The sequence below is a fragment of the Achromobacter sp. genome, assembly GCF_049647645.1.
GTDB lineage: Bacteria > Pseudomonadota > Gammaproteobacteria > Burkholderiales > Burkholderiaceae_B > Achromobacter.
Genome location: NZ_JBARYB010000217.1, coordinates 1 through 11,388, shown reverse-complemented (window position 1 = coordinate 11,388; position 11,388 = coordinate 1). Strand labels below are relative to the sequence as shown.

Sequence of the window (11,388 nt, the reverse complement as noted above, 5' to 3'; positions counted from 1 at the left end):
GTGTCGAACCGCCCGCGGGCCCGCGCGGGCCCGCGCGGGCCGCGCCGACGCCTACTGCGGTTCCAGGCCGGTCGCCTTGACGATGGCGCCGTACTTGGCCATTTCGGCGCCGATGTAGGCCTTGAATTCCTGGGGCGGCTTGTAGGCAATGGCCAGTCCCTGGCCCTGCAGCTTTTCCTTTACGTCGGCGGACTGCAATGCCTGGGCGGTGTCCCTGGAGATGCGGTCCACCAGGGCCGGCGGCATGCCGGCGGGGCCGAACAGGCCGAACCAGTTGGAAATATCGAAGTCGTCCAGGCCTACCTCCTTGGCCGTCGGCGTCGAGGGCAGGACGTCCTGGCGCCGGGGGCCTGCGATGAACAGGGGGTGCAGCTTGCCGGCGCCGATCTGGCCGATGATGGCCGGCGCCGTGGCGAAGAAGATGTCGATCTGGCCGCCCACCAGATCGGCCACCGCCAGGGCCGTGCCGCGGTAGGGCACGTGCGTCAGGTTCATGCCCGAACGCACCCGCAGCAGTTCGCCCGCCAGGTGCTGCTGGCCGCCCATGCCGGGCGAGCCATAGACCAGCGGCGCCTGCGCGCCCTGGCGCTTCAGGTCGGCATAGGTGGTGGCGGGCAGCTTGGGGCCGCTGACCAGCACCAGCGGCGCATCCGCGACCAGGGCGATGGGCTGCAGGTCCTTCAAGGGGTCGTAGCGCATCTGCTTGTAGACCAGCTTGTTGATCGAGACCTCGGGCGTGTAGGCCAGCAGCAGGGTGTAGCCGTCGGGCGTGGCGCGCGCCACCTGTTCGGCGCCTATCATGCCGCTGGCGCCGGACTTGTTCTCCACGATGACCTGCTGCCCCCAGCTTGCGCTCAGCTTGGCCGCGAGGATGCGGGCGATCACGTCGGTGGCGCCGCCCGGCGTGTAGGCGACGATCAGGCGCACCGGCTTGTCGGGGTAGGGCTGGGCCTGGGCGAATAGCGGAAGGCAGGCGGCGGCCAGCAGGCCCGCGAGCTTGATTGCGTATCGAAACATGGGGTGGCTCCTGTGCGGATGTGTGAGTTCAGTTGCGCTGGATCAGCAGCAGCGCCTGGTCAGGCAGAGGCAGGCGCGCGTACCCGGTCCAGTCGTCCCCTGCTTGCAGCACGCGCTGGGCCGTCAGATCGACGACGCGCGTGAATGCGCCGGCCTCGACCTGGCGTTGCAGGGCCGGGCCGCTGCCGTAGGCCAGTTCATAGGTCTGCCCGCCGGACTGGTAGCGGCACAGGCGCAGGCCGGCCTCGCCGTCGATCCGCTCGACCGACCCGTCGTCCGTGGCTTGGCCAGCGAAGACCGCGTTCAATGCCGCCAGCGCCAGTCCGGCCGGCCGCGGGTCGTAGCGGCGGTCGATCAGGCCGTTGCGCGGGAAGTAGCCGCGGTCCACGTCCATGAAGGTGTCGAAGGAATAGCTGACCGCGTCGGTGGTCCGGGCCGCCAGGAAGGCTTCGGCAACCAGCGCGGCGATGGCGGTGTCGTCGTCGTTCGCCGCCGCCAGGCGGTCGGCCAGCTTGACGCCGACGTTCACGGTCGCGCCCCAGTCCCGCGCCTGGCGGGCCAGTTGCTGGTGCGTGGCGATGAGATCGGCGCCCCAGTCCAGACGCACGGTGAAGCCGTCCAGGTTCTTCTGCGCGAAGTGCGGCAGCAGGCTGGATTGCGCCGCCTCCAGCTCGGACGCGCGCAGTCCGGTGTTGACGAAATGGCTGTAGTGCTTGCCGTCGAAGTGGTCGTCGTCCGCGCCGGTCCTGATCTTGCAATAGAGCAGGCGGGCGTCGGTGTGGGCGCGCAGGCTCTGCAAGGCCGCGCCGGCCTTCTCCAGCGCCTGGGCGTTCAGGTTGATCTCGATGGCCGCGATGGCCACGCCATGCTGGCGCGCCTGTTGCAGCAGTTTGGCGTCAGGCAGGCCCAGCGAGGTCAGCACGAAGCGGTGGCCGACGTCGGACATGAGGCGGGCGCGGCGCAGCGTCTTGTCGTCGCGCAGGTCCTGCACGGGAATCTTGAGGGTGCGCAGCCCCATTTCCCACATGGACATCAGAGGGTAGTCGTTGCGCGCCAGCTTGCGGCCGAACTCCTGCACGCCGCCGGTGCAGGGGATCTCGACGATTTCGGCCCAGGGGTGCCGCATCTCGACCGCGATGCCGTCGCAGGCGGCGGTCTTGGTGTGGACCGTGGGCAGGGTGCGCGCCGCGGCCTTGCCGCCATCGGCTACGCCGCGCATGGCGCCATGGGTGCGGATCAGCTTGGCCACATGACCCTGCTCGTGCACGTCGACGATGAAGTAGCCGAATTTCTCGACGTCGCCGCGGCCGAATTCGTCCGCCGGCGGCACCCGGTAGAACTCGGAGAAGTCATGCCGCAGGAAGGCGGTGGACGGCAGCATGTAGATCTCCGCGCGGCCGATGACGTCGTACCAGAAGTTGTGGACGTGGCCGGCGAAAACGGCTTCCACGCGCGGATCGGCCAGGCGCGACAGCAGCCAGCCGCGGCCGGGCTCGTCGATGTTGTCGTAGGAGCCGCGTTCGTCGGCATCGTGCAGATAGGGCGGGTAGTGCAACGACACGAACACGCGGCCGCTGGCGCCTGCCAGTTGCTCGTCGATCCAGGCGCGCTGCGCGGCGTCCGCCGCCAGACCGGAATTGAACAGCAGGGAGTTCAGGAACAGGAAGCGCGCGCCGCCATGGTCCACCGCGTAGTAGTCCGGCCCGAACACCTGGCGGTACTTGTCCAGGTAGTCGTCGCAGACGATGTCGGCCGGCATCCAGTCGATGCGCTTGTCGCCGACGTCATGGTTGCCGGGTACCAGGTGCAGCGGGATGTCGATCTGGCCGGCGATGGCTTTGAAGCGGTCGGCGGCCTCCTCGAACGAAGGCATGCTCGGCACCGGATGGACGATGTCGCCCAGGTGGATCGTGAAGGCGGGGGCGGGATCGAGGGCGGCAATGTCGGCGAAGACGTGCCGTGCGCGGGCATTGGCCCGCGCGTTGGTGGCAAAGGGCGATGCGCAGGTGTCTTCGGATTCGTTGACATGCGTGTCGGCCACGACGGCAAAGCTGAACAGTCGGGCGCCCAACGGTTGGCGGGAGAAGCAGGAATTCGTCATCAACTAGCCTTTCAATTTCAATAAATGGAATTCAAGTGTGTATAGTGAGCGTGATGTTTGTATTTCGGCAGGCGATATACTGTCAATGCTCCGTAACCCTAGGCCGCCATGCACTCGAAAACGCCGCTCAATTACGAACTGGAATCCCGCGCCTCGCTGGAAGCGCACCCGCGATTTGCCTCGACGCTGTCCAACGGGCTGGACGTGCTCAAGTGTTTTTCAGCGTCCGAACCGCAGCTGGGCAACAAGGAAATCGCCGAGATGCTGGGCCTGACACGCCCGACGGTGTCCAGGCTGACGTTCACGCTGGTGGGGCTGGGCTATCTGCGGCGCGACGAGCGCACCGGCAAGTATTCGCTGGGCCCGGCGGTCCTGACGTTGGGCTATCCCCTGCTGGTGCACCTGACATTGCGGCAGTTGGCGGCGCACGACATGATCGAACTGGCGCGCTATGCCAAGGGGCCGGTGTCCATGGCCATCCGCGACCGCCTGCAGGTGGTCTACGTGGAAACGGTGCACGACGGCGCGTCGAATGCCTCGCGCCCGGACATAGGCTCGGCGCGCCCCTTGCTGCGCACCGCCACCGGGCGCGCGCTGCTCTACGCGCAGACGCCGCAAGAGCGCGAGCTCATCTGCGGCCGCCTGGCCGAGGAGTATCCGGAGGACTGGGAGCGTTTCGGGCCGTCATTGCAGCCGGCGTTCGAGGCTATCGATCAGCACGGCTTCTGCGTGGTCAGCAAGGATTGGCGGGCCGAGCTGTGCGGCATCGCCACGCCCATGCGCTATCGTTCCAACGACCTGCCGCTGGCCTTCAACGTGACGATTCCGGCCGATAACCTGGACGAGAAGCACGTCTACGAAACGCTGGGCCCGCGGCTGCGGACCCTGGTCAAGAACCTGGAGTACCGCATCGGGATCATGTGAGCGGGGACGGCGCTTATCGCGCGCGGCGGATATGCGGGATAATCGCGGGCACTGATCTGGAGATACACATGTACTGGAAATTGGTCGCGGCTTCGGCGCTGGCCCTGGGCCTGGCAGGCTGCTCGATGGGCATTTCGTCCGGCAGCTCGTCGCCGCACAGCGAATTCAAGGCCCCGGTGAGCTTCAAGGACGCCTACGACACGGCGATCCGGCAGGCCAACTACTGCCTGCGCAGCACCGACAACGCCTACCGCGTGGTCGACACCCTGAACGAGAGCGCGCAGTCCGGCGTGGTGCAGGTGCTGGCGCCCTATAGCGACAATGAAATGACGCGGGTCGAATTGAAGGCGGCCGGCCCCAAGACCACCGATGTGCGCATTGCGGTGTGGGGCAAGGGCACCTGGGACGCGGCCGCGATGCGCGCGATGCAGGACGCGGTCTATTACGGCCTGGTGTCGTGCAGCAGCTATATGCCGCTGGACCCGCGTCCGCCGGTCAAGCCCTCGCGCGACCTGCCCAACTGACGCGCGGGCGCCGGCGGCTGGCCGCTGCGGGCGCGTTCAGTCGCCGCCCGGTCGGCGGCGGATGATCTTGAACGTGGCGGTGGCGCGCGCCACCAGCTCGCCGTCGGCGCGCCGGACCTCGCCTTCGCAGAAAGCGATCGAGGCGCCGCGGCGCAGGCAGCGCGCCTCGATGACCAGGTCGCCCGTGCCGGGCGACAGGAACGAGGTATTCATGTCTATGGTGGCCATGCCTTCGGTGCCGTCGGCCGAACCGCGGGCGGCTGCGCTGAGGGTGAAGTCCAGCACGCTCATCAGCGTGCCGCCATGCACGTCGCCGCGGCTGTTGGTCAGGTCGGCGCGCCAGGGCAGCGAGGTGCGGGCATAGGCCGGCGCGATGCTCTCGGGCACCAGGCCGATGAAATGCATGAAGGGAATGGTCAGGCCGAAGTAGTCGGTTTGGGCGGTTGAGGGTGCAGTCATGGACCGTTGCGGGCGGGAATGGGAAGTCGGTTGTCGCCGGTCATAATATATGTTTTTGCCACGGGACTTCAGGCGATGAACGGCTCATGGGGGCAGCACCACCATGAATGAATTGCGCAAGATCGTGCACGTGGACATGGACGCGTTCTACGCATCCGTGGAGCAGCGCGACAATCCGGACCTGCGCGGCAAACCCGTGGTCGTGGCCTGGATCGGGCCGCGCTCGGTGGTGTGCGCCGCATCCTACGAGGCGCGGCGTTTCGGCATCCATTCCGCCATGTCCGCGGCCCGGGCCGAGCGCCTGTGCCCACACGCGATCTACGTGCCGCCAGATTTCAACCGCTACCGCGAGGTCTCGCGCCAGGTCCGGCAGATCTTTGCCCGCCATACCGACCTGATCGAACCCTTGTCGCTGGACGAGGCCTACCTCGACGTCACGGTCAACAAGCTGGGGCTGCCTTCGGCCACCGAAGTGGCCCAGGTCATCCGGCGCCAGATCCGCGAGGAAACCGGACTGACGGCCTCGGCCGGCGTCGCGCCCAACAAATTCCTGGCCAAGATCGCGTCCGACTGGAACAAGCCGGACGGCCTGTTCGTGGTCCGGCCCGCCAAAGTGCTGGCCTTTCTGGAGCCCTTGCCGGTGCGCAAGGTGCCGGGCGTGGGCAAGGTGACGCAGGCGCGCCTGGAGCAATTGGGCATCCACACCGTGGGCGACCTGGCCACGCACAGCGCCCAGGAACTGGAGCACTATTTCGGCCGCTACGGCCGGCGCCTGTACGAACTGGCGCGCGGCATCGACGAGCGCGAGGTGCAGACCGACCAGCCTTTGCAGCAGGTATCGTCGGAAACCACGTTTTCGCAGGACATCCGCCTGGACGCGGTGGGCGAGGCCATCGACCGCATGGCGGAACGCGTGTGGGACCAGGCGCTGAAGAAGGGCGCCTTGGGCCGCACCGTGGTGCTCAAACTGAAGACGGACCGTTTCCGCATCCTGACGCGCAGCCAGACCAGCCTGAGTCCGCCCGGATCGGCGGCGGAGCTGGCCGCCGTCGCCAGGCTGCTGTGCGAGCGCGTGGATCTGCCGCCGGAAACGCTGTACCGGCTGGCGGGGGTGGGGATGAGCAACTTCGCCGACCCGCAAGAACAAACGCGCCAGCCCGATCTTTTCGGCGGCGCGTTCTGAGCGGAGCGACTGGCTGGCGTCCGCGCCCGGCCGGCAGGCCGAGCGGGCCGCAGGTCCGGCCGGAATTCCGGCGGGTCAGGCCAGGCGGGCCTTCACTTGCTGGGACAACGCCGTCATGTCGGCGCGGCCGGCCAGGGCCTGCTTGAGCAGGGCCATGACCTTGCCCATGGCGGGCGCGCCGGTCACGCCTTGGGCGGCCACTTCGGCCAGCGCGGCGTCGATGGCGGCCGAGACTTCCTCGGGCGTGGCGGCTTGCGGCAGGAATTCCTGCAGCACGAGCAGTTCGGCCTTTTCCTGTTCGGCGGTTTCGGTGCGGCCGGCCTGTTCGAACGCGGCGATGGACTCGCGGCGCTGCTTGACCTGCTTTTCGATGATGGCCGTGATCTCGGCGTCGTTCAGGTCGCGGCGTTCGTCCACTTCCTTCTGCTTGACGGCCGCCAGCAGGAAGCGCAGCGTGGTCAGGCGTTCAGCGGCCTTGGCGCGCATCGCGTCCTTGACGGCATCGGAGAGGCGGGTCTTGAGCGTAGCAGTGCTCATGGGTAAACCTTTGTGGTGTTGCGTCAAACAAGCAGTGTAAACCGGCGGCCGCCGGGCTGTGCCTTTACTTCACCTTGGCCAGGTCGCCGCGCAGAGCCACGCCGGCCACCGTGGCGCCGGCATGGCATTCGTAGTCGGTCTTGCTGCTGTATTCGTTCTTGCGGTAGTAGCTGACGATATTGGTCACCGCGTTCGCGCCCGCCTTCTTGGCCGCCTCGTGCAGCGCGATGATGGCGGATTGGGCCACCCACAGGCAGGCGTCCGCGTCCTTCTTGGCAAAGGCGTTGGTCTTGCGGTTGGTGACGACGCCCGCTTCCAGCACCGTGCCCTTGGGGCCGGTGCCGGCCAGGTAGAACTTGACGCTGCCGTCGATCTTGCCGGCGGCCTGGGCGGCTTCGACCGCGGCCTGCATCGGTTGATAGACGCTGCGGTCCGCCGCGAGGGCTGGCGCGGCGCAGGCGAAGGATAGGGCCAGGACGGCGGACAGCTTGTAAGAGACGTTCATGACAGGCATTCCATTCGTAAGAGGGGAAAACGCGGCTGATGCGGACATCAGCGCCAGCGGCGGAAAATCAACGACGTATTGATGCCGCCGAAGGCGAAGTTGTTATTCATGACATATTCGTTGTTCATGCTGCGGCCTTCGGTCAGGTAGTCGAGCTCGCCGCAGCGCGGGTCGACGTTGCGCAGATTGAGCGTGGGGGCATACCAGTCGCGGTTGAGCATTTCGATGCTGAACCAGGACTCCAGCACGCCGCAGGCGCCCAGGGTGTGGCCCAGATAGCTCTTCTGCGAGCTGATGGGCACGCGGCTGCCGAACAGGCCGTGGGTGGCCTGCGTTTCGGCGATGTCGCCCTGTTCCGTAGCGGTGCCGTGGCCGTTGACGTAGCCGATGGCCTCGGGCGGCAGGCTGGCGTCGGCCAGCGCCATTTCCATGGCGATGCGCATGGTGCTGGCCTCGGGGCGCGTGATGTGGGTGCCGTCCGAATTGCTGCCGAAGCCGACGATTTCCGCGTGGATGCGCGCGCCGCGCGCCAGCGCGTGGTCCAGCGATTCCAGCACCAGCATGCCGCCGCCTTCGCCGATCACCAGGCCATCGCGGTCGCGGTCGTAGGGGCGGGGCGTGAGCTCGGGCGTGTCGTTCTTCTGGCTGGTCGCGTAGAGCGCGTCGAACACCAGGGCTTCGCTGGCGCAGAGCTCTTCCGCGCCGCCCGCCAGCATCAGCTCCTGGCGGCCGTAGCGGATGGCCTCGTAGGCATAGCCTATGCCCTGGCTGCCCGAGGTGCAGGCGCTGGATGTCGGGATGATGCGGCCCTTCAGTTCAAAGAAGATGCCGACGTTGGCCGCAGTGGTGTGGGGCATCATGCGGACGTAGGAATTGGCGTTCAGGTCGTCCGTGACGCCATTGAGCAGCATGTTGCCGAAGGCGCGGATTTCCGCCGTGCTGCCCACCGAGGAGCCGCAGGCCACGCCCATGCGGCCGTCGACGATGCGCGGATCGCCCAGCAAGGCCGCATCGTCCAGCGCCAGTTCCGCCGCCCGCACCGCCAGCTGGGATACCCGCCCCATGCTGCGCAACTGCTTGCGGGTCCAGTGCGCGGGCGTCCGGAAGTCCTCGATGGGGCCGGCCAGGCGGGTATTGAGTTCGGCGTAGCGCGACCAGTCGGGCATGACTCGGATCGCGCTGCGGCCCGCCTGGAACGCCTGCTGCACGCTGGCCCAGTCGTTGCCCAGCGCGCTGATGCCGGCCATGCCGGTGATGACGACGCGCTTCATCAGCACAGTCCTCCGTTGACGGCGATGACCTGGCGCGTGATGTACGCGGCGCCCGGGGACATCAGGAACACGACGGCGGCGGCCACTTCCTCGGGGCGCCCCATGCGCTGCGCGGGCACGGCCTTCAGGATTTCCTCGACCGGCACGTGCTCGTCGATCATGTCGGTGTCGATCAGCCCCGGCGCCACGCAGTTGACGGTGATCTGGCGTTTGGCCAGTTCCACGGCCAAGGCCTTGGCGGCCCCGATGAGCCCGGCCTTGGAGGCGCTGTAGTTGACCTGGCCGCGATTGCCCACCAGCCCGGACACAGACGCCATGCAGACCACGCGGCCGGCTGCGCGGCGGCGGATCATGGGCATGGCGAGCGGGCTGAGCACGTTGTAGAAGCCGTCCAGGTTGGTGCGCAGCACCTGGTCCCAGTCATCGCCGGTCAAGGCGGGAAAGGCGCCGTCGCGGGTCAGGCCGGCGTTCAGCACCACGCCGTAATAGGCGCCGTGCGCGTCGATGTCGGCCTGCAGCGCGGCGGCGCATTGCTGGCGGTCGGCCACGTCGAATTGCAGCACGCGCGCCTGGCGTCCGCGCGCCTGGACTTCGGCCTGCACGGCTTGCGCCTGGTCGAGTTGCTGGCGGCAGTGCAGCACCAGGTCGTGGCCGGCATCGGCCAGGGCCAGCGCGATGGCGCGGCCGATGCCGCGGCTCGAGCCGGTTACGAGGATGGGGGCAGCGCTCATTCGGGTGATTCTTCCTGGATAAAAGCGGTGGGGTCCTTGGGCTGATAGACGTTCAGCCTGGCCTCGGCCAGCAGGCGCGCGTCGTCGCGCAGTTCGCATTCGAAGACGCTCATGCCGCTGGCGTCGACCAGCCCGCGCCGCGCGTGGATGGTCAGGCGGGCGCCGGCAGGCAGCGCGTCGGCATGGCTTTCGTAGCGCCGCGTGCCGAGCAGGAAGCCCAGTTTGACGGGCTCGCCGGCCTGACGCGCCTGGCAGCCGGCCCAGGCGCCCACGGCTTGCGCCATCAGCTCCATGCCCAGCCATGGCGGCAGCGAGCCGTCGGGCAGCGAGTAGGGCCCGGGCTTGACCACGGCGCGCGCGGTAATGCCGTCGGCGTCGTGGCTGCAGACCTCGTCGATCAGGATCATGTCGCCGGCGTGCGGCAGCAGGCTGGATATGGGCCAGGACATCATGGTTGCGCTCCCAGGACCAGGCTGGCGTTGTTGCCGCCGAAGGCGAAGGAATTGCTCATCGCCAGGCGCGGCCGGCCTTGCGCGTAGCGGTGCTGCGCGGTGCTGAAATCCAGCGCCGGCAGTGCCGGATCGGCTTGCCCGTCCCAGACGTGGGGCATCAACAGGCCACCGGCGTTGCCGGCGGACAGGGTGGCCCAGGCCAATGCCGCTTCCAGCGCGCCGGCCGCGCCCAGTGCGTGGCCGGTGAGCGCCTTGGTCGAGGCGCAGGGCACGCCCTGCGGAAAGACGGCGTGCATGGCCTGGCTTTCCATGGCGTCGTTGTGGGTGGTGCCGGTCCCGTGCAGATTGACCCAGCCTATGCTGCCCGCGTCCAGGCCAGCGGATTGCAGGGCGGCCTGCATGGCTGCCCGCGCGCCGGCGCCGCCGGGCTCGGGCGCGGACATGTGCCAGGCGTCGGAGCTGGCGCCGCCGCCAAGCAGCGCCACGGAACGGCCATCGGCGGGTTCGCGTTCCATCAGGAACAGGACGCCGGCTTCGCCGATATTGATGCCGCGGCGGTTGGCGGAGAACGGCAGGCACAGCGTGTCATCGATGGCTTCCAGCGTGGCGAAGCCGTTGATGGTCAGGCGGCACAAGGTGTCGGCGCCGCCGCAGACCACCGCGTCGCACAGGCCGGAGGCCAGCAGGCGGCGCGCTGACAGCAGGGCGCGGGCGCTGGAGGTGCAGGCGGTGGACAGCGTGTAGGCCGGCCCGGTGACACCCAGCCAATCCGCGAAGAAGGCGGCAGGGGACGACAGGGCCTGGCGGCGGTAGTCGTAGCTGTCCGGCCACGCGCCTTGCGCCGCCAGTTGGCGGAAAGCGGGCGCGTTGTCGTTGACGCCGGAGGTGCTGGTGCCCAGCACCACGGCGACCCGGGCGGCGCCATGGCGGGCCACGGCGGCGCGCAACTGCGGTTCGATCTGCAACGCGGCGGCCAGCAGCAATTGATTGTTGCGGCTGTGGTGATGAGCCGGCAGCGTGTCGGGGATCGGCGGCAGCGCGCCCGCATGGCCGCCCAGCATCAGGGTGCGGCCATGGACCCAGTCCGATTGCGGGCGCATGCCCGAGGTGTCGCCGGCGAATGCGGCGCGGGCCACGGCGTCGATGCCGGCGCCCAGCGCGCACACAACCCCCGGCGTACCCAACCAGCTGTTCATGGCTGCTCCTTCAAGGGCGAGATCCGCCAGGTGACCCCATCGGCAGTGATGATGGTGAATGTGCCGGTTTGCGCGGCTTGCGGCCAGCGCACGCTCCAGCGCGGCCGGCCGCCTTCCAGCAGCTCGCGTTGGGCCGCGCCGTCGTCCTGCCGGCTGGCGCGCCAGTGGCCCGCGCCGTAGGCCGCGTCCAGCTCGGTTTCGGGCATCCACGCGAAGATCAGGGCGGCGAACAGATCGCGCGCCTGGGCGTTGGGCCGCAGGAAGCCGTCATTGCGCCATTGCCCATGCTCCAGCATCTGCCGCGCCTGCGGTACGCCCATGGGGTCGAACAGGGACCAGCGCAAGGCGGCCCCTTCGCGCTGCACCACCAGCAGCGTGTCCAGGGCAGGCTGGCCAGCGGCGGACTGCACTACGTGCAGCTGCCGCGGCAGCGAAAAGTCCGCGTCGCGCGCCGGCACGGGCGGCGCGCCCGCGCAGCCCGCCAGCAG

Annotated in this window: 13 protein-coding genes; 3 read left to right on the top strand and 10 right to left on the bottom strand. The window is 68.5% G+C overall.

Translation table 11 applies throughout. The features are described 5' to 3' along the window. Positions 1-51 precede the first annotated feature (51 nt). Both WBB14_RS25380 and WBB14_RS25375 read right to left on the bottom strand, forming a co-directional pair. Entirely contained in the window at positions 52-1,017 is a 966-nt protein-coding gene (locus tag WBB14_RS25380) for a Bug family tripartite tricarboxylate transporter substrate binding protein (RefSeq protein ID WP_424242219.1), read from the bottom strand. 28 nt (positions 1,018-1,045) lie between these two features. Then, entirely contained in the window at positions 1,046-3,118 is a 2,073-nt protein-coding gene (locus tag WBB14_RS25375) for a metallophosphoesterase (RefSeq protein WP_424242218.1), read from the bottom strand. Positions 3,119-3,226: 108 nt separating this feature from the next. Here WBB14_RS25375 and WBB14_RS25370 point away from each other — a divergent pair, with 108 nt between their 5' ends. Together WBB14_RS25370 and WBB14_RS25365 are read left to right on the top strand one after the other, a co-directional pair. Continuing rightward, positions 3,227-4,042 carry an IclR family transcriptional regulator gene (locus tag WBB14_RS25370; RefSeq protein WP_424242217.1) on the top strand — a complete coding sequence of 272 codons (816 nt, stop codon included), beginning with the start codon at positions 3,227-3,229 and terminating at the stop codon, positions 4,040-4,042. Positions 4,043-4,110: 68 nt separating this feature from the next. Continuing rightward, positions 4,111-4,566, top strand: a complete 456-nt coding sequence (locus tag WBB14_RS25365; RefSeq protein ID WP_424242216.1) for a BPTD_2524 family lipoprotein — start codon at positions 4,111-4,113, stop codon at positions 4,564-4,566. A 36-nt stretch (positions 4,567-4,602) separates the two neighbouring features. Here the strand turns inward: WBB14_RS25365 and WBB14_RS25360 are convergent, their stop codons facing one another. Beyond that, positions 4,603-5,025 (bottom strand): PaaI family thioesterase, encoded by a 423-nt coding sequence (locus tag WBB14_RS25360; RefSeq protein WP_424242215.1) that lies wholly within the window; start codon positions 5,023-5,025, stop codon positions 4,603-4,605. 103 nt (positions 5,026-5,128) lie between these two features. Here WBB14_RS25360 and dinB point away from each other — a divergent pair, with 103 nt between their 5' ends. Then, positions 5,129-6,208: a DNA polymerase IV gene (dinB, locus tag WBB14_RS25355; protein ID WP_424242214.1), complete on the top strand. Its 1,080-nt coding sequence runs from the start codon at positions 5,129-5,131 to the stop codon at positions 6,206-6,208. 75 nt (positions 6,209-6,283) lie between these two features. On the opposite strand, the gene WBB14_RS25350 is transcribed toward dinB, so the two are convergent. From WBB14_RS25350 to WBB14_RS25320, 7 genes are all read right to left on the bottom strand, one after another. After that, the gene (locus tag WBB14_RS25350) at positions 6,284-6,745 is read right to left on the bottom strand and encodes a GatB/YqeY domain-containing protein (protein WP_054458191.1); all 462 of its coding nucleotides are present in this window, start codon (positions 6,743-6,745) and stop codon (positions 6,284-6,286) included. A gap of 64 nt (positions 6,746-6,809) precedes the next feature. Further along, on the bottom strand, positions 6,810-7,250 hold the full coding sequence (locus WBB14_RS25345; protein WP_424242213.1) for an excinuclease: 441 nt from the start codon (positions 7,248-7,250) through the stop codon (positions 6,810-6,812). A 47-nt stretch (positions 7,251-7,297) separates the two neighbouring features. After that, entirely contained in the window at positions 7,298-8,521 is a 1,224-nt protein-coding gene (locus WBB14_RS25340; RefSeq protein ID WP_424242212.1) for a beta-ketoacyl-ACP synthase, read from the bottom strand. Then, positions 8,521-9,252 carry a 3-oxoacyl-ACP reductase FabG gene (fabG, locus tag WBB14_RS25335; RefSeq protein WP_424242211.1) on the bottom strand — a complete coding sequence of 244 codons (732 nt, stop codon included), beginning with the start codon at positions 9,250-9,252 and terminating at the stop codon, positions 8,521-8,523. Before fabG ends, WBB14_RS25340 begins: the two co-directional genes overlap by 1 nt. Beyond that, positions 9,249-9,704 (bottom strand): 3-hydroxylacyl-ACP dehydratase, encoded by a 456-nt coding sequence (locus tag WBB14_RS25330; protein WP_424242210.1) that lies wholly within the window; start codon positions 9,702-9,704, stop codon positions 9,249-9,251. The genes fabG and WBB14_RS25330 overlap by 4 nt, the downstream gene beginning before the upstream one ends. Then, positions 9,701-10,900, bottom strand: a complete 1,200-nt coding sequence (locus WBB14_RS25325) for a beta-ketoacyl-ACP synthase (protein ID WP_424242209.1) — start codon at positions 10,898-10,900, stop codon at positions 9,701-9,703. The genes WBB14_RS25330 and WBB14_RS25325 overlap by 4 nt, the downstream gene beginning before the upstream one ends. After that, a partial coding sequence (locus tag WBB14_RS25320; protein ID WP_424242208.1) for a DUF3261 domain-containing protein occupies positions 10,897-11,388 on the bottom strand: 492 nt, incomplete at its 5' end. The genes WBB14_RS25325 and WBB14_RS25320, both read right to left, overlap by 4 nt.

What these genes read in the sequence shown, in the direction of transcription:
- WBB14_RS25380 (WP_424242219.1), bottom strand. Translation starts at nt 1,017, where the DNA reads ATGTTTCGATACGCAATCAAGCTCGCGGGCCTGCTGGCCGCCGCCTGC.
- WBB14_RS25375 (WP_424242218.1), bottom strand. Translation starts at nt 3,118, where the DNA reads ATGACGAATTCCTGCTTCTCCCGCCAACCGTTGGGCGCCCGACTGTTC.
- WBB14_RS25370 (WP_424242217.1), top strand. Translation starts at nt 3,227, where the DNA reads ATGCACTCGAAAACGCCGCTCAATTACGAACTGGAATCCCGCGCCTCG.
- WBB14_RS25365 (WP_424242216.1), top strand. Translation starts at nt 4,111, where the DNA reads ATGTACTGGAAATTGGTCGCGGCTTCGGCGCTGGCCCTGGGCCTGGCA.
- WBB14_RS25360 (WP_424242215.1), bottom strand. Translation starts at nt 5,025, where the DNA reads ATGACTGCACCCTCAACCGCCCAAACCGACTACTTCGGCCTGACCATT.
- dinB (WP_424242214.1), top strand. Translation starts at nt 5,129, where the DNA reads ATGAATGAATTGCGCAAGATCGTGCACGTGGACATGGACGCGTTCTAC.
- WBB14_RS25350 (WP_054458191.1), bottom strand. Translation starts at nt 6,745, where the DNA reads ATGAGCACTGCTACGCTCAAGACCCGCCTCTCCGATGCCGTCAAGGAC.
- WBB14_RS25345 (WP_424242213.1), bottom strand. Translation starts at nt 7,250, where the DNA reads ATGAACGTCTCTTACAAGCTGTCCGCCGTCCTGGCCCTATCCTTCGCC.
- WBB14_RS25340 (WP_424242212.1), bottom strand. Translation starts at nt 8,521, where the DNA reads ATGAAGCGCGTCGTCATCACCGGCATGGCCGGCATCAGCGCGCTGGGC.
- fabG (WP_424242211.1), bottom strand. Translation starts at nt 9,252, where the DNA reads ATGAGCGCTGCCCCCATCCTCGTAACCGGCTCGAGCCGCGGCATCGGC.
- WBB14_RS25330 (WP_424242210.1), bottom strand. Translation starts at nt 9,704, where the DNA reads ATGATGTCCTGGCCCATATCCAGCCTGCTGCCGCACGCCGGCGACATG.
- WBB14_RS25325 (WP_424242209.1), bottom strand. Translation starts at nt 10,900, where the DNA reads ATGAACAGCTGGTTGGGTACGCCGGGGGTTGTGTGCGCGCTGGGCGCC.